At 70.6% G+C, this 20,363-nt stretch carries 21 protein-coding genes; 10 read left to right on the top strand and 11 right to left on the bottom strand.

The features are described from left to right. Positions 1–319 precede the first annotated feature (319 nt). Entirely contained in the window at positions 320–697 is a 378-nt protein-coding gene (locus tag Q0937_RS11940) for a transposase (RefSeq protein WP_299303879.1), read from the bottom strand. A gap of 335 nt (positions 698–1,032) precedes the next feature. Between Q0937_RS11940 and recQ the strand changes: the two genes are divergently transcribed. From recQ to Q0937_RS11925, 3 genes are all read left to right on the top strand, one after another. Continuing rightward, the gene (gene recQ, locus Q0937_RS11935) at positions 1,033–2,919 is read left to right on the top strand and encodes a DNA helicase RecQ (RefSeq protein ID WP_299303877.1); all 1,887 of its coding nucleotides are present in this window, start codon (positions 1,033–1,035) and stop codon (positions 2,917–2,919) included. Between the two features lie 102 nt (positions 2,920–3,021). Continuing rightward, complete coding sequence (locus tag Q0937_RS11930; RefSeq protein ID WP_299303875.1) at positions 3,022–3,285, top strand: hypothetical protein; 264 nt, start codon at positions 3,022–3,024, stop codon at positions 3,283–3,285. A 63-nt stretch (positions 3,286–3,348) separates the two neighbouring features. Beyond that, a complete protein-coding gene (locus Q0937_RS11925; protein WP_299303873.1) occupies positions 3,349–3,984 on the top strand; it encodes a (deoxy)nucleoside triphosphate pyrophosphohydrolase in 636 nt (211 codons plus the stop codon). Between the two features lie 18 nt (positions 3,985–4,002). On the opposite strand, the gene Q0937_RS11920 is transcribed toward Q0937_RS11925, so the two are convergent. The 5 genes from Q0937_RS11920 to Q0937_RS11900 all read right to left on the bottom strand — a co-directional run bounded on the left by Q0937_RS11920 (position 4,003) and on the right by Q0937_RS11900 (position 10,628). Continuing rightward, positions 4,003–5,700, bottom strand: a complete 1,698-nt coding sequence (locus Q0937_RS11920) for an ABC transporter ATP-binding protein (RefSeq protein ID WP_299303871.1) — start codon at positions 5,698–5,700, stop codon at positions 4,003–4,005. Then, the gene (locus Q0937_RS11915) at positions 5,697–6,740 is read right to left on the bottom strand and encodes an ABC transporter permease (RefSeq protein WP_299303869.1); all 1,044 of its coding nucleotides are present in this window, start codon (positions 6,738–6,740) and stop codon (positions 5,697–5,699) included. Before Q0937_RS11915 ends, Q0937_RS11920 begins: the two co-directional genes overlap by 4 nt. Before the next feature lie 18 nt (positions 6,741–6,758). Next, positions 6,759–7,844 (bottom strand): ABC transporter permease, encoded by a 1,086-nt coding sequence (locus Q0937_RS11910; protein WP_299303867.1) that lies wholly within the window; start codon positions 7,842–7,844, stop codon positions 6,759–6,761. After that, on the bottom strand, positions 7,841–9,493 hold the full coding sequence (locus Q0937_RS11905; RefSeq protein ID WP_299303865.1) for an ABC transporter substrate-binding protein: 1,653 nt from the start codon (positions 9,491–9,493) through the stop codon (positions 7,841–7,843). Before Q0937_RS11905 ends, Q0937_RS11910 begins: the two co-directional genes overlap by 4 nt. Positions 9,494–9,665: 172 nt before the next feature. Further along, positions 9,666–10,628, bottom strand: a complete 963-nt coding sequence (locus tag Q0937_RS11900; RefSeq protein ID WP_299303863.1) for a squalene cyclase — start codon at positions 10,626–10,628, stop codon at positions 9,666–9,668. A 61-nt stretch (positions 10,629–10,689) separates the two neighbouring features. Between Q0937_RS11900 and Q0937_RS11895 the strand changes: the two genes are divergently transcribed. After that, positions 10,690–11,856 (top strand): benzoate/H(+) symporter BenE family transporter, encoded by a 1,167-nt coding sequence (locus Q0937_RS11895; protein WP_299303862.1) that lies wholly within the window; start codon positions 10,690–10,692, stop codon positions 11,854–11,856. Positions 11,857–11,868: 12 nt separating this feature from the next. On the opposite strand, the gene Q0937_RS11890 is transcribed toward Q0937_RS11895, so the two are convergent. The 4 genes from Q0937_RS11890 to Q0937_RS11875 form a co-directional block, all read right to left on the bottom strand. Beyond that, positions 11,869–12,243 carry a DoxX family protein gene (locus tag Q0937_RS11890; protein WP_299303860.1) on the bottom strand — a complete coding sequence of 125 codons (375 nt, stop codon included), beginning with the start codon at positions 12,241–12,243 and terminating at the stop codon, positions 11,869–11,871. Positions 12,244–12,335: 92 nt separating this feature from the next. Beyond that, a complete protein-coding gene (locus Q0937_RS11885) occupies positions 12,336–13,361 on the bottom strand; it encodes an NYN domain-containing protein (protein WP_299303858.1) in 1,026 nt (341 codons plus the stop codon). 38 nt (positions 13,362–13,399) lie between these two features. After that, on the bottom strand, positions 13,400–13,750 hold the full coding sequence (locus Q0937_RS11880) for a cupin domain-containing protein (protein ID WP_299303856.1): 351 nt from the start codon (positions 13,748–13,750) through the stop codon (positions 13,400–13,402). Positions 13,751–13,771: 21 nt separating this feature from the next. Beyond that, the gene (locus tag Q0937_RS11875) at positions 13,772–14,680 is read right to left on the bottom strand and encodes a LysR family transcriptional regulator (protein WP_299303854.1); all 909 of its coding nucleotides are present in this window, start codon (positions 14,678–14,680) and stop codon (positions 13,772–13,774) included. 71 nt (positions 14,681–14,751) lie between these two features. On the opposite strand from Q0937_RS11875, the gene Q0937_RS11870 reads away from it, so the two are divergent. Genes Q0937_RS11870 through Q0937_RS11845 form a run of 6 tightly spaced genes read left to right on the top strand, consistent with a single transcriptional unit; the run spans position 14,752 to position 19,374 of the window. Beyond that, complete coding sequence (locus tag Q0937_RS11870) at positions 14,752–15,765, top strand: YeiH family protein (protein WP_299303852.1); 1,014 nt, start codon at positions 14,752–14,754, stop codon at positions 15,763–15,765. Between the two features lie 40 nt (positions 15,766–15,805). After that, complete coding sequence (locus tag Q0937_RS11865) at positions 15,806–16,198, top strand: molybdopterin-binding protein (protein ID WP_299303850.1); 393 nt, start codon at positions 15,806–15,808, stop codon at positions 16,196–16,198. Next, entirely contained in the window at positions 16,195–16,956 is a 762-nt protein-coding gene (modA, locus tag Q0937_RS11860) for a molybdate ABC transporter substrate-binding protein (RefSeq protein WP_299303848.1), read from the top strand. The genes Q0937_RS11865 and modA overlap by 4 nt, the downstream gene beginning before the upstream one ends. Further along, complete coding sequence (locus Q0937_RS11855) at positions 16,953–17,723, top strand: ABC transporter permease (RefSeq protein ID WP_299303846.1); 771 nt, start codon at positions 16,953–16,955, stop codon at positions 17,721–17,723. Before modA ends, Q0937_RS11855 begins: the two co-directional genes overlap by 4 nt. After that, positions 17,720–18,730, top strand: coding sequence for a sulfate/molybdate ABC transporter ATP-binding protein (locus Q0937_RS11850; protein ID WP_299303844.1), 1,011 nt, complete (start codon positions 17,720–17,722; stop codon positions 18,728–18,730). Before Q0937_RS11855 ends, Q0937_RS11850 begins: the two co-directional genes overlap by 4 nt. Beyond that, positions 18,727–19,374 carry an endonuclease III domain-containing protein gene (locus tag Q0937_RS11845; RefSeq protein WP_299303842.1) on the top strand — a complete coding sequence of 216 codons (648 nt, stop codon included), beginning with the start codon at positions 18,727–18,729 and terminating at the stop codon, positions 19,372–19,374. Before Q0937_RS11850 ends, Q0937_RS11845 begins: the two co-directional genes overlap by 4 nt. Here Q0937_RS11845 and Q0937_RS11840 read toward each other — a convergent pair. Continuing rightward, entirely contained in the window at positions 19,326–20,363 is a 1,038-nt protein-coding gene (locus Q0937_RS11840) for a LacI family DNA-binding transcriptional regulator (protein WP_299303840.1), read from the bottom strand. The two genes, Q0937_RS11845 and Q0937_RS11840, sit on opposite strands and share 49 nt — an antisense overlap.

Genomic DNA, 20,363 nt, shown 5'->3' with positions numbered 1-20,363 from the left:
CTACGCGCACCCGGGGATCGCCGGCAGTACCGGCTCCGCCTCGCGGACCATGGCACACAGCCGCGCATCGAGCTCGCTGATCGAGTGGCAGCCGTTCAAGATCGGCAAGGACCATGCCCGCGATCTCCGCGACGATCCCCTCGCTCGCCTCGATCAGGTCCCCCACCTGTTCCTGGGCTGGTCGATGGATCAAACCACGTGGTGCTGGGTCGACCTCGGGATCGAGCTCGTGCAGGTGCCAGCGCAGGCGGTTGATCACCCGGGTCCGCTCCGCGACCAGGTCCTCACGACGGGCCAGGACCAGCTTGATCTCTCGTGCTTATTCGTCAGTGAAAACGGCCGGCAGATCCCCTTCACGGGCCATCGCCCGCGCGACGGCGAGGGCATCGATCGGGTCGAACTTCCGGCGGGTGCGCGCTGCTGCGCGTTGGCGAGCCATCAGCTTCGCCGGCACTTCGACCACGGGCTCTCCGTGGGCGAGGAGGTTGCGTTCGAGGAGACCGGTGAGGTGGCGACAGTCTTCCAGCCCCCACCTACGGTCCTGCTCGATGAAGGACTTCCTGGCTGATCGGTAGGCCTTTTCGTGACCGCTATGAGTCGCGCGGACAGTGATCTGCCCGATCTGCTTGCCCGCCGCGTCGACCGCGACGAAGGTGTGCGAGCTCTTATGGACGTCCGCGCCGATCAAGATCACCATGGTGACTGGCTCCCCTGTATTCGAGTGGGGGTCGAACGGTCGGGCCGGTCGGCGGACAAACCTCAGTGGGGCAGCTGCATGCTCCTATCAAGTCACGCCGGCCGGTCCTTCCCATCCGGGGACGGCAATACGCATGCAGGCCAGCTCAACGCGGAACGGCAGTCAGCGTAGAAGCTAATCACCGGATGGAAAGGATCCAACCACCGGGGGCACTCGCGGCACCACCAAGCCTCAACCTGAGGTCATCGTAGGGTCCGCACGCGGCCCGGCCCCCTCGTCCACATCACCGACACCCCGCTGGCGGCCCGTCCCCCCGCCCGCCTACAGTGGCCACCATGACCTCCTCGACTGCCGCCGATCCGATCTCCGCTCTCCGCGAGGGTGACGCCGGGCAGGTGGACGCTGCGCTGGAGATCCTCTCGCGCGTCTTCGGCTACGACTCCTTCCGCGGCGATCAGGCCGCGATCATCGAGCAGGTCGCCCGCGGCGGCGACGCGGTGGTGCTGATGCCCACCGGCGGCGGCAAGTCGCTGTGCTACCAGATCCCCTCGCTGCTGCGCGAGGGCACCGGCATCGTGGTCTCCCCGCTGATCGCCCTGATGAGCGACCAGGTCGCGGCGCTCGAAGCCGTCGGCCTCCGCGCCGCCTACCTGAACTCGACCCTCGACTTCCACGAGGCACAGGCGGTCGAGCAGCAGCTGCTGGCCGGGGAGCTGGACCTGCTGTACATGGCGCCCGAGCGACTGGTCCTCCCCCGCACCCAGGAGCTGCTGCGCCGCGCCCGGCTGGCCCTGTTCGCGATCGACGAGGCGCACTGCGTCTCCCAGTGGGGTCACGACTTCCGTCCCGACTACCTGGGTCTGTCGGTGCTCGCCGAGGCCTTCCCCGCCGTGCCGCGGATCGCGCTGACCGCGACCGCCACCGAGGCCACCCACCGCGAGCTCACCGAGCGGCTGCAGATGCAGGACGCGGAGCACTTCGTCTCCAGCTTCGACCGTCCCAACATCCAGTACCGCATCGAGCCCAAGGCCTCCCCCCGTGAGCAGCTGCTGCGGCTGATCACCACCGAGCACGAGGGCGAGTCGGGCATCGTCTACTGCCTCTCCCGCAAGAGCGTGGAGCAGACCGCCGAGGCGCTGGTCGCGCGGGGCATCCCGGCTCTGCCCTATCACGCAGGTCTCGATGCGGCGGTGCGTCAGGACCATCAGGAGCGGTTCCTGCGCGCCGACGGTCTGATCATCGTGGCGACCATCGCCTTCGGGATGGGGATCGACAAGCCCGACGTCCGCTTCGTCGCCCATCTCGACCTGCCCAAGTCCATCGAGGGCTACTACCAGGAGACCGGCCGCGCGGGCCGTGATGGGCAGCCCTCGACTGCCTGGATGGCCTACGGCCTGGGGGACGTGGTCAGTCAGCGCAAGTTCATCGACACCGGGGAGAGCAGCGAGCTTTTCAAGCGCAATGCCCGCTCGCACCTGGATGCGATGCTGGCCCTGTGCGAGACGGTCTCCTGCCGCCGGGTGCAGCTGCTGAGCTACTTCGGTCAGGAGTCGGAGTTCGAGAACTGCGGGAACTGCGACACCTGCCTGAACCCGCCGCAGACCTGGGATGCGACCGTCGCCGCGCAGAAGCTGCTCTCGGCGCTGATCCGACTGGACCGGGAACGGGGCCAGAAGTTCGGCTCCGGGCAGGTCATCGAGGTGCTCCTGGGCAGGGAGAACGAGCGCTCCAGCCAGTCCCGTCATCAGGAGCTGAGCGTCTGGGGCATCGGCAGCGAGCTCAGCGAGAAGGAATGGCGCACTGCGATCCGCCAGCTCCTGGCGCGCGGCATCGTGGATGCCGAGGGTGACTACGGAGTGCTGGTGCCCGGTTCGCAGGCCGGGCCGGTGCTGCGCAGCGAGGCCACCGTCGAGCTCGCCGTGGACCGCGCCCCGACGCGTCCCGCACGCGGAGGCAGCCGACGAGCCTCGGGCGCCTCCCGTGCGGCCGAGAGCCTCGAGCCCGCACTGCGGGAGCGCTTCGAGGCTCTGCGTGCCTGGCGCACCAGCGTCGCGAAGGAGAAGCAGATCCCGCCGTACATGGTGTTCTCCGACGCCACTCTGGTGGGGATCGTCGAAGCCCGTCCGTCGTCGGTCGCGCAGCTCGGAGCGGTCAGCGGCGTCGGCGCGAAGAAGCTCGCCGAGTACGGAGAGGATGTGCTCGAGGCGCTGCCCTCCTCGTGACGCTCGACCGCGACTCGGTATCATCGGTCCCACGGCTCCGGTGATCATCGGCGAGCGGTCGACGACTGCCTGGCATCGACCGCGCTCGAGGGCGGCTGCGGCATGGGGGCAGTGCCGGAGACCAGCTCCGATGGTTGGACCATGGTCGAGGGCATGGTGAAGCGCTCGATCTCAGAGGACACCCAGCGCACCCTCGACACGATGGAGGCCGCGCCCTCCTACGACGAGCCCACCGATGTCCAGGGCAGCAGCGTCGGCTCGGTGGAGACCACCATCGACTGCACCAAGGACGGCCAGAACGGCGTGTGCGAGATGTGGCTCGGCGGCGGGATGAGCATCCCCCACGTCGACATGGCCGATCCCTAGCGGCCTGTCACCTGGAGCTGAACGGGAGGCTCGTCCGTCCCACCCCTCGTGGACACTGGGCCCATGAGCTTCGAATGGGTGCGAGGCACCTGCCCCCGCTGCGGCGCTGACCAGGTGCTGCACCACGTGATCGGGATGCCCGTGAGGGAGGTGTATAACTCCTCCCCTGCGTGGGTGCTGTGGGAGGGATGCACCGGTCCCGGCCCGGATCGTGAGTGCCTGGGCTGCGCCCACTCCTGGTGGAGTCACGACGTCGGCTTCGCCGAGGAGGAGGACGATGAGTACCTGCCGCCCCTGCGCGTGGTCGGTGCGGTGATCATCGACCGCGACCGGACCCTCGCCGCGCGTCGTGCGCCGGGCAAGAGCGCGGCAGGGCTCTGGGAGTTCCCCGGCGGCAAGATCGAGCAGGGCGAGTCTCCGCAGCAGGCTCTGATCCGAGAGCTGCGGGAGGAGCTGGGCGTCGAGGTCGAGGTGGGCTGGCTGATCGGCCGCGGCATCGGCACGGCCGGGGACCACGAGCTGCACCTGGACTGCTACTGGGCTCGGCTGCGCGGCGCGCCGCCGACCGCGAGCACCGACCATGACGCCCTCGAGTGGCTCGCCCGCGAGCAGCTCGCCGGGCGGGAATGGGCGGAGCCTGACGTCCCGATCCTCGAGGAGATCCTGGACGGCGCCGAGCCCCGCTTCACGCCGGCCTGAGCGACCCCGTTCCTCGGCTCACGCCCTGGTGGAGCGTCCCCACTCTGCGGCGAAGGCGACGCGCCGCTTCTCCTGCTCGATCGGATCCGGCACCGGCAGCGAGGCGATGAGCTTGCGCGTGTACTCATGGGTGGGTCGCTGCAGCACGTCCGGTCCGTGGCCGTCCTCGACCAGGTCGCCGCGGAAGAGCACCCCGATGCGATGGGCGAGGGAGTCCACGACCGCCAGGTCGTGGCTGATGAACAGGGCTGCGAAGCCCAGTCGCGTCTGCAGCTCGCGGAACAGGTCCAGCACCGTCGCCTGCACCGAGACGTCCAGCGCGCTGGTCGGCTCGTCGGCGATCAGCAGCTCGGGCTCGAGCACCAGGGCGCGGGCCAGCGAGATGCGCTGGCGCTGGCCACCGGAGAGCTCATGCGGGTATCGCTCGGCGTAGGTGCCGGGCAGCTCGACCGCCTCCAGCAGGGAGCGCACCCGCTTCCCGCGCTCGACGGGGCCCAGCTGCTGCTCATGCACGATCAGCGGTTCGGCGATGCACTGCTCGATGGTCAGGTGCGGGTTGAAGGAGGTCGCCGGATCCTGGAAGACGAACCCGATCCGTCGGCGCAGGGGCTTGAAGGCCTTCTCCCGCATCCCGTTCATCTCATGCCCCAGCACGCTCAGGCTGCCGCCGGTGGTGCGCTCGAGGCCCGCGATCGCGCGGCCGATGGTGGTCTTGCCGGAGCCGGACTCCCCCACCAGCCCGTACACCTCGCCGGCGCGGATCTGGAAGTCCACCCCCTTGACCGCCCGGAATGCGGGCTTGCCCATCCGGCCCGGATACTCGATGACGAGGTCCTTCGCCACCACCACCGGCTCCGCAGCGTCGATCGCCTGCTGCTGCGCGGGCTCGAGCGCGGTCCAGGCCGAGTTCCGGCCCAGGTGCGGCACCGCGGCGAGCAGCTTCTGCGTGTACTCCTCACGAGGGCTCGCGAACAGCTCCCGCACCCCGGCCCGCTCGATGATCCGCCCGTGGTACATCACGGCGACGGAGTCGGCGAGGTCCGCGACCACGCCCATGTTGTGGGTGATCACGATGATCGAGGTGCCGTGGCTCTCCCGGATCTCTCGCAGCAGACCGAGGATCTCGGCCTGCACGGTGACGTCCAACGCAGTGGTGGGCTCGTCGGCGACGATCAGCTCGGCGCCGAGCGCGAGCGCCATCGCGATCATGATGCGCTGCTTCTGCCCGCCGGAGAACTCGTGAGGATAGCGATCGATCCGCTCGGCGGCGTCAGGGATCCCCACCGATTCGAGCGCACGGACCGCCTCGGCGCGGATCTCCTTCTTGGTGATCTTCGGGCGGTGCGCACGCAGCCCCTCGCCGAGCTGCCACCAGATGGGGAAGACCGGGTTCAGGGCGCTGCTGGGCTCCTGGAAGATCATCGAGACGTCCTCGCCGCGCAGGGCGCGCATGCGCGCGGCGGACAGCCCCACCAGATCGGTGCCCGAGACGATCACGGCGCCGGAGGACTCCGCCGTCTCCGGGAGCAGCCCCAGCACGGCGCGCGCCGTCACGGACTTCCCCGACCCGGACTCGCCGACGATCGCGAGGATCTCCCCGGGGGCGACCTCGAGGCTCACCCCGTCGACCGCGTGGACGTCCCCGGCGTCGGTCGCGAAACTGACGTCGAGACCCTGGATCGCCAGGCGCGGAGCCTGGTTCTGCGTGGCGGTCATGCCCTCACCTGCTTCTGCGCAGTCCTGCGCGGCGTGCGGCGCCGACGGCGGGTGCGCAGGCGCGGGTCGTTGAGGTCGTTGATGGACTCGCCCACGAGGGTCACACCGAGCACAGCCAGCGCGATCGCGATGCCCGGGAACATCCCGGTCCACCAGATCCCGCTGGTCGCATCGGCCATCGCACGGTTGAGGTCGTAGCCCCACTCGGAGGCGCTGGTGGGCTCGATCCCGAAGCCCAGGAACCCCAGCGCCGCCAGGGTGAGGATCGACTCCGAGGCGTTGAGCGTGAAGATCAGCGGCAGGGTGCGGGTGGCGTTGCGCAGCAGGTGCGTGCCCATGATGCGGTGATGCCCGGTGCCCACCACCTTCGCGGCCTCGACGAACGGCTCGGCCTTCAGCCGCACCACCTCGGCGCGGATCACCCGGAAGTACTGCGGGATGAACACCACGGTGATCGAGATCGCGGCGGCCGCGATCCCGCCCCAGGCGTTGGACTGCCCGCCGGAGATCACGATGGACATGACGATCGCCAGCAGCAGGGAGGGGAACGCGTAGACCGCATCGGCCACCATCACCAGCAGCCGGTCCAGCCAGCCTCCGACATATCCGGAGAGCAGCCCCAGAGCGACCCCAAGGAACAAGGAGGCGGCGACCGCGCAGGCCATCACCGCGACCGCGGTGCGGGTCCCCCAGATCACCCTCGAGAGCACATCGAAACCGGTGACGGTGGTGCCCAGCGGATGCGCGGCCGACGGCGGCTGCTGGGTGCCGAAGCGGGTCCCGTCGACTCCCGTCTCGGCGAAGCCGTAGGGCGCGAGCACCGGGGCGAACAGGGCGGTCAACAGCAGGATGCCGACCAGCACGGTGCCGGTGAGCAGCATGCCGCGCTGCAGGCCGACGCTGCTGCGCAGGTGACTGATGATCGGCAGGCGCAGGTACCAGGGGGTGCCCCGTCGGGCGGCGACGGCGCCTGCCTCAGCGGACAGGGCGGTCGCGCCGGGATCGCCCTCGCCGACGGGTTCGGGGTTCGAGAGTGTCATCGCAGTTCCTCACTCATCTCAGTACCTCACTCGTGGGTCGATGAGCGCGGCGATCACATCGACCACGAAGTTCGAGACCGCGACGATCACGGCGAGCAGCATGACGATGCCCTGTACGGCCACGTAGTCGCGGGCCTTCATGTACTCGGCAAGCATGTAGCCCAGGCCGTTCCACTCGAAGGTGGTCTCGGTGAGCACCGCACCGCCGAGCATCAGCGCGACCTGCATGCCCATCACGGTGATGATCGGGATCAGCGCCGGTCGCAGCGCATGCCGGGTGGTCAGCCGGCTCTCGGCCACGCCGCGGGAGCGCGCCGATTCGATGTACTGCATCTCCAGCGTGCCGATCATGTTCGTGCGCACCAGACGCAGGAAGATGCCGCCGGTGAGGATGCCGAGCGCCACGGCCGGCAGGATCGCGTGCCTGACCACGTCGCCCAGCAGCTCCATGTCGCCCAGCCGCAGCGCGTCGAGCAGGTAGAACGGGGTGGGGTTCAGGATCTTGCTCATGGTGATCTGCCCGCCGGTGGACAGCCTCCCCGCGACCGGCAGCCAGCCCAGGCCCACCGAGAACACGAGCTTCAGCAGCAGACCCACGAAGAACACGGGAGTGGCGTACCCGAGGATCGCGATGATCCGCAGCACCGCATCGGGCCAGCGGTCGCGGGTGCGGGCTGCGATCATCCCCAGCGGCACGCCCAGCAGCAGCGCGACCACGAGGGCGTAGACGACCAGCTCGAAGGTGGCCGCGCCATAGGTGGTCAGCACCTCGGAGACCGGCGTGTTGTCCGAGTAGGTGGTGCCGAAGTCTCCGCGCAGCACCCCGCCGAGGTAGTCGAAGTACTGCACGATGAGCGGCCGGTCATAGCCGGCGGCAGCTCGTCGCTCGGCGAGCTCTGCGGGCGTGAGACGGCCGCCGAGAGCCGCCGTGAGCGGATCCCCGGTGATCCTCATCAGGAAGAACACCATCGTCATCAGGATGAAGATGGTGGGGATGATGAGGAGGAAGCGGACCAGTATGTAGCGGCCGAGCCCGCCCCCCGACCCTCGCCTGCGCGGGCGTCGGGGGGCCTCTTCGACCTCGGGTTCGAGGGCGGTGCTCACTTCGAGATCGGCGAGATGCGGAACTTGAAGGAGGAGTCCAGGGTGACGCCCTGGACCGTTGCGGTCGAGACCGAGATCTGCGCGCCCTGCAGCAGCGGCAGGGTCGAGATCTCCTCGGCCACGAGGTCCTGGATCTCCACGAACAATGCTTCGCGCTCCGCCGGGTCCTGGGCGCCGCGCTGGGTCGAGATGAGCTCGTCGACCTTCGGGTTCGAGTAGTGGTTGACCAGGAAGTTCTCCGTGGCGAAGAACGGCGAGAGATAGTTGTCCGCATCCGAGTAGTCCGGGAACCAGCCCAGCTGGTACGCCGGGTAGACGTCGGTGGTGCGGTCCTTGGAGTACTGGACCCATTCCGTGGACTGGAGGTCGACGGCGAACAGGCCGTCGGCCTCGAGCTGGCTCTTCACCGCGGCGTACTCGTCACCGGAGGAGGCGCCGTAGTGGTCCGGGTTGTACTGGAGGCTGAGCTGCACCGGGATCTCGACGCCCGCATCCTCGAGCCGCTTCCGGGCGCGCTCGGCGTCGGGGCCGCCCGCGCCGTCACCGTAGAGGTCCTGGAACTGGGTGCCGGAGCCCGGCAGCCCCTCGGGGATGTAGGAGTACAGCGGGGTGTAGGTGCCGTTGTAGACGGTCTCCGAGATCGCGGTGCGGTCCAGCAGATCCGCGACGGCCTGGCGCACCGCCTTCGCCTTGGCCGGGTCCGGATCCTCGGTCGCCTCGCCATAGGGGTTGGTCTTGAAGTTGAACACGATGTAGCGGATCTCGCCGCCGGGGCCCTCATGGACGGTGACCCCGTCATCGGTCTGGAGGTCAGCGATGTCGGTGGCGGACAGCGAGCGCCACACGCAGTCGATGTTGCCCTCCTGGATGTCCAGCTTCATGTTGTTCTGGTCCGCGTAGTAGGACATCACCACGCTCGAGGTGGAGGGCGTGCCGAACAGGCCCTTGTAGTCGGCGAAGGCCTCGAAGGTGACCAGCTCGTTGATCTTCCAGCTGGTGATCTTGTACGGGCCGGAGAAGGCGTCGGCGGCGACGATCTCGTTGTCCGGCAGCACGGCGTCGGCGGGGAACACCTCGGCGTCGACGATCGGTCCCACGGGGCTGGTCAGCACATACGGGAAGGTCTGATCATTGGGCTCCTTGAGGTGGAACTCGACGGTGAGGTCGTCGATGATCTCGACCTTCTCGAGGTTGCCCAGCAGGCTCGAGGGTCCGTTGGGGTCCGCGATCGCGAGCTGACGGTCGAAGGTGTGCTTGACGTCCTCGGTGGTCAGCTCGTTGCCGTTGGCGAAGGTGAGGCCCTCCTGGAGAGTCACGGTGAAGACCGTGTCGCTCGTGAACTCCGCGGACTCGGCGAGATCGGGTTCCGGCCGCCCGTCCTCCGAGCCGATCGAGGTGTTCAGCAGGTAGGAGTAGCACTGGGTCCATACGGTGGAGGAGCCGTTGTCATAGGCCGCCGCGGGATCCAGGGCGGTGACCTTGTCGGTGGTGCCGACGGTCAGCTCCCCGCCGCCGCCGCCGCCTGCGTCGGAGCCGCCGGAGCCGCCGCCGTCCTCGGTGGTCTGGGCACAGGCGGTCAGCAGCACGGGCACACCGGCCATCGACAGCAGCACAGCGCGGCGCCTGGGGGTGAATGCGGCATCGAACATCGGATCCTCCTGGGGATGAGGGAGGCGCCGCGGGGGTCACGGCGTCGTGGACGGGGCCCACACATGTGACGTGGGGCACCGCTGGTTCTCTGCAACCTAACAGCGTCGCGTCGCGACACCTATGTCCCCTACCGGCATGGCGTCTCCCGTGACTGAACCGTGACCGGACCGCTCAGGCCTCGTTCCACCACCGCAGCACGCGCAGCCCCTGCAGGGTCAGCCAGGGCGAGGGATCGCCGACGGGCACGTCGACCTCGAACCAGACTGCTCCCGGGAGGACATGCTGCTGCAGCCAGGTGCAGTCGCTCTGCTGGGCGCTCCGGACCAGCTCGACCGCTTCCTGCATCCGTGGATCGCGCCGCCCGGCGAGCCGGAAGTGCTCCAGGGCGCGCAGGGCGGAGTAGATGTGTCGCGGCGGGTACAGGAAATGGTCCACCCACGGGCCGACGAGCTCACCCGTGGTGCGCCGCCGGGTCAGGTTCCGCTCGAGCAGGTACTCCTCCCCGGCCGCCCGCGCCGCGCGAGCGGCCTCGGTGCCGCCCGTGGCCTGCTCGTGGAGCAGCAGGGCCCGCAGCGCGTTGAGAGTGGAGTGGAAGCTCGCGCGTCGCGAGCCGTTCTCCCACTCGCAGTTCCATCCACCCTCCTCCCTCTGATGGGAGACGAACCAGCTCACGAGCGGCTCGACCTCGGCACCGAGCCAGAGACCGTTGGCGAGGGTCATCGCGTTGATGCAGACGTCCACCTCCCCGTCCCAATACGGCAGGGAGGCGTCGTACTCCCAGCGGGCGTGCTCGGCGAGCCGCGCCGCGGTGCCCCGCGCACGCAGCGGCGCGGCGTCCATGCCCCATTCGCGCAGGGTGGTGAGCGACCAGGTGGTCGCGGTCCACGGCTGGCCGGGTAGATCCTGGTTCGCGGGGTCCTCGAAGAAGCCGGCGGGGAAGAACGCGCCGCCGGCCCACATCCCGGTGGCCGGGTCCTGGTGGGCGAGCAGCGCGGCGCCGAACCCCTCCTGGGAGATGCGGTCGCGGGTGGACCTCCAGGTCTCCTCCGGGGCATCGAGCAGATCGCGCTCGACCTGCCAGCGCAGAGCGGGGTCGGTGTCCAGCAGCCAGGGGATGACGTCATCGGGGGTCATCACCCGATCCTCCTCGCGAACAGCCGCGCGGACAACTCCGCGCCCGGCCTAGGGTGCGCCCATGCTCCGTCCTCTCACCGCCGGGATCGTCTCCGGTCTGGTCGCCTTCACCAGTTCCTTCGTCGTGGTGCTGACCGGGTTGCACGGGGTGGGCGCCTCGGCGGAGCAGGCGGCCAGCGGGCTGCTCGCGGTGAGCGTCGGGATGGGTCTGGCCTCGATCCTGCTCGCCTCATGGACCAGGCTTCCGATCACGATCGCCTGGTCCACCCCGGGGGCCGCCCTGCTGGCGACCACCGGCGCGGTCGAGGGCGGCTGGCCCGTCGCCGTCGGCGCCTTCCTCCTGGTGGGCGCGCTGGTCGTGCTCACCGGGCTGGTGCGTCCGCTGGGACGGCTGATGGCCCGCATCCCCACCTCGATCGCACAGGCGATGCTCGCCGGGGTGCTGCTGCAGCTGTGCCTCGGCCCGGTGCTCGGGGTGGCGGCGAATCCGCTCGCGGTGGCGCCGGTGATCCTCGTGTGGGCGCTCGCCCAGCGGTTCGCCCCGCTCTGGGCCTCTCCGCTCGCCTTCGTCTCCGCTGCCGTGGTGATCGGGGCGGAGATGACGACCTCCGGTGCGAGCCTCGCGTCGATCCCGCTCCAGCCGGTGCTCGAGCTGACTGCGCCGGCGCTCACTCTCGGCGCGGTGCTGGGAATCGCGCTGCCGCTGTACCTGGTCACGATGGCCTCGCAGAACGTGCCCGGGGTCGCAGTGATGAAAGGCCTGGGCTACGAGGTGCCCTGGCGTCGCACGATGGTGGCGACCGGGCTGGGGAGCCTCGCGGCGGCCCCGGCAGGAGGCCACGGGATCAACCTGGCCGCGATCACCGCGGCGCTGGCCGCCGGTCCGGAGGCGGGCGAGGACCGGGACCGACGCTGGATCGCGAGCGTCACCTCGGGAGTGCTGCTGGTCCTGCTCGGACTCGCGGCCGCCGCCTGCGCGCAGCTGATCGCCCTGGCACCCGTGGGCGTGATCCCTGCGGTCGCGGGCCTGGCCCTGATCGCGACCTTCGTGGTCTCGCTGCGAGCCGCCCTCGAGGAGCGCTCCGAACAGCTGCCGGCCGGGGTGACGGTGCTGATCGCGGCGTCGGGCATCTCGGTGGCCGGGATCAGCGCGGCGTTCTGGGCGCTGCTGGTGGGGCTCGCGCTGCGGGCCCTGCTGCGCCCGCGCGGCCGCCGACGGCACGGCTGAGCGACGCAGCGGTCACAGCGGGTACGGGCCGAATCGCGACCAGGCCACGAACACCGAGCAGAGGGCGAGCACGATCGAGGGCAGCGCGGCACGAGGACCGTCCCCGCGGCGGATGTGCACGAGTGCGGCGAAGACCATCGTGATCGCCAGGCCCGCTGCCGCGAGCGGGACCAGCACCGTGGCGATCCCGGTCAGCGCCGGGATGATCAGCCCCAGTGCCCCGAGGATCTCGAGCACTCCGATGCCGCGGATCACGATCTGCGGGAAGTCCTCGACATAGGGCGTGCGGTTGATCTGCTGATCGCGCGTGCCGACCAGCTTCGCGATGCCCGCGCCGATGAACACCGCGGCGAGCGCGAAAGCAAGGATCCACAGGAGCAGGTTCATGGGAAGACCCTCCTTCGTCGGGGACCCTCAGTATCGCCCTGCGGCGTGTCGCGTGTCACGGTGTCGCCGCAGCGGAGGGTTCCGCGGCGGGTTCAGTCCTTCGCCCGGACCAGTCGCTCATGCCCGCTCTCCTCGAGCTCGGCGATCTCCGCATTGCCTTTGAGGAAGTCGTTGAAGGACCTGAATCCGATCGCCTTCTCGCTGAAGGAGGAGTCCATCCGACGCATGTGGGACTTCACCGCAGAAGCGTGCAGCCAGTCGCTGTCCCCGCGATCGCCGAGCTGCAGCGCGCGCTGGAGCAGCTGGGTGGCGGCCTCGCGGGGATCCTCACCCACCTCCTCGTCCTCGGCCTCTTCGGCGGCTTCAGCGGCCTCCTCCGCGGCGGCCTCGGCGGCGCGCGCCTTGGCGTCGGCGTCGGCGGAGCGCCGGGAGCGGGTGCGCTGGTTACCGCCCTCGCCACCGGCGGTGCTGGTGCTGGTGCTGTCACCGGAGCTCTGTGCAGCGGCGATCCCGCCGCCGCGCCGCGACCGCGACCGCTGCGGTGCGACGGGGCGCTCCACGCCGGGCAGGTTCTCGTAGGACTCGAACTCGTCGCAGGCGGCAGCCAGGGACTTCGCGGTGGAACCGGCCACGCCCATCGCGATCACGTAGCGGCCCAGGCGCCGGCAGCGCTGCGCGAGGGGGACGTAATCGGAGTCGCCGGCGACGATCACCACATGGGTGAGGTCCGGCATCAGGTAGAGGTCCTCGACCGTGTCCACCGCCAGGCGGATGTCCGCGCCGTTCTTCGCATAGGCCGCGGCGGGGAACAGCTGCACGAGGTCCACGGCACGGGCCACCAGCTGGCTGCGATAGATCGCGTTGACCGGGGAGGACCAGTCCGCATAGGCGCGGGTGAGCATGAGCGAGCCGAACGATGCCGCGTAGTCGATCACGGCGCCGACGTCGACCGTCGCCTTCGCGAGCCGCTCGGCGATCTCGGGCTCGGTGGGATCCTCGGCGATGCGCTGACGGTCGCGGCTGTACGCCTGCCGTCCATGCACTCGGTCGTACCAGGACATGACGATGTTGTCGAAGTCCAGATAGACGGCAACGCGGGAATCCAGAGAATCTGCCATGGGTCCAGTCTGCCCTCTGTGGCGGGGTGCCTACGACCTCAGGTGGAGCCCGGGCGGCTCTGGATGCGCAGCCCCTGCCGCCGACGGTGGACGGTCAGGTATTCCAGTCCGTCCTCGCCGGCGCGGAAGCCGCGCACCGTGTGCCGGGGCAGCAGCGCCACGTCGCCCGGTCGCAGAGACGTCTCCCCCTCCTCGGTGAGCAGGGTGCCGCCGCCGCGCACCACATGGATGAGCGTGTCCACCTCGGCTCCGAGATGGGAGGGGATGCTGTCGCCGGCGGGCAGGCGGATCAGGTTCGAGTCCAGTTCCCGCTCCGGCTCGGCGATGGACCAGACGGGGCCGCGCCGGGGCTCGTCGGGCTGCTCGGCGGTGTTGGTGAGGATCGGCATGCCTCGAACCTACCCGCGCACTCAGCGATCCGCGCGCGCGGGGGCGGCGGCGACCGCGACCAGCTCCGCGGCCGGTCCGCTGAGCCGACGGGGACCGCTCCACACCGCTGTGAGCAGGCGATGCAGTCGCATGTCCGCCACGGGCACCCGGTGCAGCTGTCCGGCCTCGAGGGAGGAGCGCACTGCGAGCATGCTCAGCACCGCCGGCCCCGCCCCGGAGGCCACCGCGATCCGCACCGCGGCATTGCTGCCGAGCTCCTGCACCGGCGGGGTCCGGGCCGCCTCCGGCAGCAGCTCCTCGAAGGCGTCCCGGGTGCCGGAGCCTCCCTCGCGCACCACCAGCGGGGTCCGGGCGAGCTCGGCAGGCTCCAGCGGTTCTGCGCCGAGCGCCCAGGGATGCCCGGGCGCGACGACCACCACCAGCTCGTCCTCACGCAGTGCCTTCGCGTTCACGCCGCGCGGCACGTGAGGGGTCTCCACGAAGCCCAGCTGCAGGTGACCGTCGTGGACGCCGGCGAGCACCTGGGTGGAGTTCAGCACCTCCAGGTCCACCCGCACGCGCGGGCTCAGGCGCCGCAGCTCGGTGAGCCAGGCCGGCATCAGGTGCTCGGCGATCGTCATGCTCACCCCCACGCGGAGCTCCCGGGCGTCCTCGTCACGGCTGTGGCGGAGCCAGGCGGAGAACTCCTCTGCCGCCTCGAGCAGCTCGCGGGCGTGGGCCGCGTAGAGCAGTCCGGCCGAGGTGGGTCGGGAGCCGCGTGGGCCGCGGTCCAGCAGCGCGGTGCCGGCCTGCGTCTCGAGCTGGGCGATCATGCGGCTGGCGTTGGGCTGGTGCAGGTTCAGCCTCCGAGCGCCCGCCCCGAGCCCGCCCTCGTCGACGACGGCGAGGAACAGCGCGAGGGCCTGCAGGTTCGGGAGGGCATCAGGCATATCAGAATCATATGCCGGGGTCGCGAACTGCCCTCTACCGGGCGGTGACGCGGGATGGGACGGTTCAGCTCATGTCCCTCAGCACCGCCGCCGCTCCCCCGGTCCCCCGTCTCTCCGTCTGGCCGGGGATCGTGCTCTCCCTCGCAGTGGCGGCGGTGTCGATCCTGGCCTCGACGGTGCTGCCGGGCGTGAGCGCACTGGTCATCGCGATCGCCGTCGGGATCCTCACCGCGAATCTCACCACCCTGCCGCGTGCCCTCACCCCGGGGCTGTCCGTCGCGGCGAAGAAGCTGCTGCGGGCGGGGATCGTGCTGCTGGGCCTGCAGGTGGTGCTCGGCGATCTGCTCGCCCTCGGCGTCCCGATGCTCCTGGTCGTGGTGGTCGTGGTCGCCGGCGGGATCCTCGGGACCGTCCTGATCGGTCGGGCGCTCGGGGTCGAGAAGGGCCTGACGATCCTGGTGGCCTGCGGCTTCTCGATCTGCGGGGCCGCTGCGGTGGCGGCCGCCGCGGGCGTCACCGATCCCGAGGAGGAGCATGAGGAGCGCACGATCACCGCGATCGCCCTCGTGGTGCTGTGCGGCACCCTGATGATCGCCGCGGTGCCTGCCGTCGCGGCGCTGCTGCGGCTGGAGCCCGAGACCGCCGGCCTCTGGGCGGGCGCGTCGATCCATGAGGTCGCACAGGTGGTCGCTGCCGGCGGGGCGCTGGGCGGTGCGGCGCTGAGCGTCGCGGTGATCGTCAAGCTCGCCCGGGTGCTGATGCTCGCCCCGGTGATGGCTGTGCTGAGCCTTCAGCAGCGGCGCGAGGGGGCGGCCGATGGGAAGCGTCCCCCGCTGGTGCCCCTGTTCGTGCTCGGGTTCCTGGCGATGGTGCTCGTGCGATCCTTCGTCCCGCCGCCCGGGAGCGTCCTCGAGGTGGGCGCGCTGCTGCAGACGAGCCTGCTCGCCGGGGCGATGTTCGCGCTCGGCACCGGTGTGAAGATTCGGAACCTGGTCCAGGTGGGCCCCCGCCCGCTCGCCCTCGCCGCGCTGTCCACCCTGCTGGTCGCCGCCCTCGCGCTGGCCGGGGTGCTGCTCGCCGCCTGAGGCCTGAAGTTCCCGCATGTGCGGCTGTATCATCCACTCCATGACGCAGATGCGAGTTCGTGAGGCCGCAACCTTCCTCGGGGTCAGCGAGGACACCGTCCGGCGCTGGATCGAGAAGGGGAACCTCGCGGCGGGTTCCGATGACGCGGGCCGGAAGATCCTCGAAGGCACCGAGGTCGCGCGGCTCGCCCGCGAGCTGGCGGTGACCCCGGAGCTGCACGGAGCGACGGCCTCCTCCGCCCGCAATCGCTTCGTGGGCCTGGTGACGAAGGTCGTCATGGACACCGTCATGGCGCAGGTCGAGCTGCAGTGCGGCCCCTTCCGCGTGGTCTCCCTGATGAGCAGCGAAGCCGCCCGCGAGCTGGGTCTCGAGCCCGGCAAGGTCGCCACCGCCGTCGTGAAGGCCACCCAGGTCGTGGTGGAGGCGCCATGATCAGGCACGCCCGACTGATCGCCGCTGCGGCCGGGATCACCCTGCTGGCCACGGGCTGCGGAGCTGCCGAGGAGGCTGGGCGGCCCGTCACCCTGCACCTCTTCGCCGCCGCGTCCCTCCAGGAGCCCTTCGAAGAGCTCGGCGAGCAGTTCGAGTCCGAGCACGAGGGGGTCGACGTGGAGTTCAACTTCGCCGGTTCCTCCACCCTGGTCGAGCAGATCCGGCAGGGCGCCCCGGCGGACGTCTTCGCCTCGGCGAACACCAGCACCATGGACACGCTCGTCGAGGCCGGGCTCCAGGGCGCGGATCCGGTGGATTTCGCCGCCAACACGCTCATGATCGCGGTGCCGCGCGGCAACCCCGCCGATGTCGCCGATCTGCAGTCCTTGACCGCCGAGGACCTGAACCTCGTCGTCTGCGCGGCCGAGGTCCCCTGCGGCGCGGCGACCGAGACCGTCGAGGAGGCGACCGGGCTCGAGTTCGCCCCGGTCAGCGAAGAGCAGTCCGTCACCGATGTGCTGAACAAGGTCACCAGCGGTGAGGCGGATGCGGGTCTGGTCTACGTCACCGACGTGCGGACGGCGGGGGACGCCGTGGAGGGCATCGAGTTCGCCGAGGCCGCGAGCGCCGTGAACACCTACCCGATCACCACGGTGGGAGATGCCGCGAACGCGGAGCTCGGCCAGGAGTTCGTGGAGCTCGTCACCGGGAAGACCGGGCAGGAGATCCTCGCCGGTCACGGGTTCGACGCACCATGAGCTCCCTGCCCCGCTGGGTGCTGATCCCGGCCCTGCTGGGCGGGCTGTTCGTGCTGCTGCCGCTGATGGCGATGGCGCTGCGCGTCCATTGGACGCACTTCGGAGAGCTGATCACCAGCGAGTCCTCGCTCGCGGCGCTGCGGCTGAGCCTGCAGACCTCTGCGGCCAGCGCCGCGCTCTGCGTGCTGTGCGGCGTGCCGATGTCGCTGCTGCTGGCCCGCTCCGAGTTCCGCGGCCTCTCGCTGCTGCGCTCGCTGGTGCTGATCCCGCTGGTCCTGCCCCCGGTGGTGGGCGGCATCGCGCTGCTGTACACCTTCGGCCGGCAGGGCCTGCTGGGTGGGCATCTCGAGGTGCTGGGCCTGCAGATCGCCTTCTCCACGACGGCGGTGGTGCTCGCCCAGACCTTCGTGGCGCTGCCCTTCCTGGTGATCAGCCTCGAGGGTGCGCTGCGCACCGCCGGCACGCGCTATGAGGCCGCGGCGGCCTCGCTCGGGGCCCGGCCCTCCCGCGTCCTGCTGCGGGTGACGCTGCCGCTGGTGATGCCGGCCCTGCTCTCCGGGACGGTGCTCTCCTTCGCCCGCGCGCTCGGCGAGTTCGGGGCGACGATCACCTTCGCGGGCTCTCTGCAGGGCACCACGCGCACGCTGCCGCTGGAGATCTATCTGCAGCGCGAGAGCGACCCCGAGGCTGCTGTCGCGCTGTCCTTCGTGCTGATGATCGTCGCGGTCGCGGTGATCGCCGTGGCCCGCCGGAGGGTGCCCTCATGAGCCTGTCCCTCCGGGCCGTCGTCCCCGAGCGCGGGCTCGACCTCGAGCTGACCGTCGCCGGCGGCGAGACCCTCGCCGTGATCGGCCCCAACGGCGCCGGGAAGTCCACCGTGCTGTCGCTGATCTCCGGGGCCCTGCACCCCGCGAGCGGGCGGATCGTGCTGGACGACCGGGTGCTGACCGGCGAGCGCCGCTGGGTCCCTCCGCATGAGCGGAAGGTCACCACCCTCTCCCAGGATCCGGTGCTGTTCCCCCATCTCACCGCGCTCGGGAACATCATGTTCGCCCTGCGCGCCCAGGGCGCAGGCAGGGCTCGCGCGCGGCAGGAGGCCGAGCGCTGGCTCGCGGAGCTCGGCATCCCGGAGCTCGCAGCTCGTCGACCCTCCCAGCTCTCCGGCGGGCAGGCGCAGCGGGTGGCGATCGCCCGGGCGCTCGCCGCACGGCCGCGCCTGCTGCTGCTGGATGAGCCGATGGCGGCGCTCGACATCGATGTCGCTCCTGCCCTGCGGGAGCAGCTGCGGTGCTTCCTGGCCGAGCGCACGGCGATCATCGTCACCCATGATGTGCTCGATGCGCTGACCCTCGCGGATCGGATCGCGGTGCTCGAGGCCGGTCGGCTGATCGAACAGGGGCCGACGCAGGAGCTGCTGCGCCGCCCTCGCACCGCCTTCACCGCCCGCTTCGCAGGGCTCAACCTCGTCAGCGGCCGCTGGGACGGCCGAGCCGTGGTCCTGGCAGACGGTGCCTGCCTGCCGGCTCATGCCGCGCACGGCGCAGGCGAGGTGGTTCATGCCGCCTTCCGTCCTGCGAAGGTGGCGCTGGTGGGCTCCGGGGGCATCCCCCGCACGGTGCGCTCCCTCGCACCCAGCGGAGATCTGGTGCGCCTGCGCACCGAGGACCTCTCCGCGGATCTGCCGCCCCAGGAGGTCGCCGCGCGGCGGCTCGAGCCCGGATCCCCGGTGCGTCTTCAGGTGCCGCCCGAGGCTGTGACAACCTATCGGGCATGATCGATCTGCGAGCCCTGCACCGCGAGCTGCGTGACCGGCACGGCCCGCAGGGCTGGTGGTGGCCCGGCGAGGAGCCTTTCGAGATCGCTGTCGGCGCGGTGCTGGTCCAGCGCAGCCGCTGGGAGCAGGCCGCCTCCGCGCTCACGGCGCTGCGCAGGGCGGGGCTCCTGGATGCCGCGCCGCTCGCCGCAGCCGACGAGGAGAGGGTGCGGGAGCTGGTCCGGCCCGCAGGCTTCCCCCGTACCAAGCCACGCCGCGTCCAGTCGCTCGCCCGCTGGTGGGCGGAGCGGGCCGAGGCGGCCGGGACGCTGAGCGACGAGCAGCTGCGCAGTGAGCTGCTCGGGGTCGAGGGCGTCGGCGAGGAGACGGCCGACGCGCTCTCGATGTACTGCTTCGGGCGGCCCACGTTCCTCTGCGATGAGTACGCCCGGCGAGTGCTGGGCGACCGCGGCGCGACGGTGCCCGGCAGCTATCGCGCCTTCCGGCGAGCGCTGGCACCGGCGCTCTCCACTGCGGGATTCGAGGTCTCCGAGCTGGCTGAGCTGCATGGGCTCATCGTCGAGGAGGGCAAGGCGAGGGGACGAAAGGCCGCCGCTCAGGTGGTCGAGCGCACCGCCAGCTCGGGGCTGAGCACCACGGACTGATCAGTCTCCCGGCCGGCGATCAGGTCCAGCAGCAGCGTGGCCCCGAGCTCGGCCAGGCGTCGGCCCGGGTTCACGACGGTGGTCAGCGAGATCGTGTCATCCGCCGCGGAGGCGATGTCGTCGAAGCCGATCACGGCGACGTCCTCCGGCACCCGCACGCCCTGTCCCTCGAGCTTCTTCAGGGCACCGAGGGCCATCAGGTCGCTGCTGGCGAAGAGCGCGTCGAAAGGCGTCTCCGACTCCAGCAGCGCCGCGGTCTCCCGTTCCCCGGAGGCGAGGGTGAAGTCTCCGAAGGAGAGCCAGGCGGGTGCGAGGCCCGCGTCGGCCAGCTCCTTCTCGAAGCCCATGCGCCGGTCGACCGCCGCGGGCATGTCCTGCGGACCGCAGATCATCGCGATCCGGCGCCGGCCCCGCTCGATCAGATGGCGCGCGGCCAGGCGCCCGCCCTCGATGTTGTCGAGGTCGACGTAGGGGGCGCGCAGGCCCTCGGGAGGGCGGCCGATGAACACCACCGGCACCGCCGCCTCCGTCAGCACCTCGACCGAGAGGTCGCCCTCGTGGTGGGAGACCACCAGCAGTCCGTCGGCGTGCCCACCGCGCAGGAAGCGCCGGGTGCGTGCGTGGTCCTGTGGGCTGGAGAGGACCAGAAGCAGCTGCTTGTCGCTCTCCTCCAGTCCGGCGGTGACCCCGGAGATGGCGCTGACGAAGAAGGGATCGGTGAAGACCCGCGATTCGTGCTCGGGCACGATCAGGGCGATCGCGCCGGTCTGTCGGCTGGCCAGGCTGCGGGCGGCGTTGTTGGGGACATAGCCCAGCTCCCGCACCGCCTCCTGGACCTTGGCGACCTTGTCCCGCCGCACCTGCACGTCACCGCGCACCACCCGCGAGACGGTCGCGCGGGAGACTCCCGCCAGCAGAGCCACATCCTCCAGGGTCGGGCCGCGGCCGTTGACCGGGGCCTCCTCCTCGAGTCCATCGAGCATCTCCAT

The sequence above is a fragment of the uncultured Brachybacterium sp. genome (genome assembly GCF_947500705.1).
Taxonomy (GTDB): Bacteria; Actinomycetota; Actinomycetes; order Actinomycetales; family Dermabacteraceae; genus Brachybacterium.
The sequence above is the reverse complement of the archived record's forward strand: the minus strand, read 5'-3'. Positions and strand labels throughout refer to the sequence as shown.

Bases quoted from the DNA above. Each gene is read 5' to 3' on its own strand.
- Q0937_RS11885 (WP_299303858.1), bottom strand. From the start codon at position 13,361: ATGGCAGATTCTCTGGATTCCCGCGTTGCCGTCTATCTGGACTTCGAC.
- Q0937_RS11905 (WP_299303865.1), bottom strand. From the start codon at position 9,493: ATGTTCGATGCCGCATTCACCCCCAGGCGCCGCGCTGTGCTGCTGTCG.
- Q0937_RS11925 (WP_299303873.1), top strand. From the start codon at position 3,349: ATGAGCTTCGAATGGGTGCGAGGCACCTGCCCCCGCTGCGGCGCTGAC.
- Q0937_RS11880 (WP_299303856.1), bottom strand. From the start codon at position 13,750: ATGCCGATCCTCACCAACACCGCCGAGCAGCCCGACGAGCCCCGGCGC.
- Q0937_RS11940 (WP_299303879.1), bottom strand. From the start codon at position 697: ATGGTGATCTTGATCGGCGCGGACGTCCATAAGAGCTCGCACACCTTC.
- Q0937_RS11915 (WP_299303869.1), bottom strand. From the start codon at position 6,740: ATGACACTCTCGAACCCCGAACCCGTCGGCGAGGGCGATCCCGGCGCG.
- Q0937_RS11840 (WP_299303840.1), bottom strand. From the start codon at position 20,363: ATGGAGATGCTCGATGGACTCGAGGAGGAGGCCCCGGTCAACGGCCGC.
- Q0937_RS11865 (WP_299303850.1), top strand. From the start codon at position 15,806: ATGACGCAGATGCGAGTTCGTGAGGCCGCAACCTTCCTCGGGGTCAGC.
- Q0937_RS11870 (WP_299303852.1), top strand. From the start codon at position 14,752: ATGTCCCTCAGCACCGCCGCCGCTCCCCCGGTCCCCCGTCTCTCCGTC.
- Q0937_RS11930 (WP_299303875.1), top strand. From the start codon at position 3,022: ATGGGGGCAGTGCCGGAGACCAGCTCCGATGGTTGGACCATGGTCGAG.
- modA (WP_299303848.1), top strand. From the start codon at position 16,195: ATGATCAGGCACGCCCGACTGATCGCCGCTGCGGCCGGGATCACCCTG.
- Q0937_RS11890 (WP_299303860.1), bottom strand. From the start codon at position 12,243: ATGAACCTGCTCCTGTGGATCCTTGCTTTCGCGCTCGCCGCGGTGTTC.
- Q0937_RS11875 (WP_299303854.1), bottom strand. From the start codon at position 14,680: ATGCCTGATGCCCTCCCGAACCTGCAGGCCCTCGCGCTGTTCCTCGCC.
- Q0937_RS11850 (WP_299303844.1), top strand. From the start codon at position 17,720: ATGAGCCTGTCCCTCCGGGCCGTCGTCCCCGAGCGCGGGCTCGACCTC.
- Q0937_RS11895 (WP_299303862.1), top strand. From the start codon at position 10,690: ATGCTCCGTCCTCTCACCGCCGGGATCGTCTCCGGTCTGGTCGCCTTC.
- Q0937_RS11900 (WP_299303863.1), bottom strand. From the start codon at position 10,628: ATGACCCCCGATGACGTCATCCCCTGGCTGCTGGACACCGACCCCGCT.
- Q0937_RS11855 (WP_299303846.1), top strand. From the start codon at position 16,953: ATGAGCTCCCTGCCCCGCTGGGTGCTGATCCCGGCCCTGCTGGGCGGG.
- Q0937_RS11845 (WP_299303842.1), top strand. From the start codon at position 18,727: ATGATCGATCTGCGAGCCCTGCACCGCGAGCTGCGTGACCGGCACGGC.
- Q0937_RS11920 (WP_299303871.1), bottom strand. From the start codon at position 5,700: ATGACCGCCACGCAGAACCAGGCTCCGCGCCTGGCGATCCAGGGTCTC.
- recQ (WP_299303877.1), top strand. From the start codon at position 1,033: ATGACCTCCTCGACTGCCGCCGATCCGATCTCCGCTCTCCGCGAGGGT.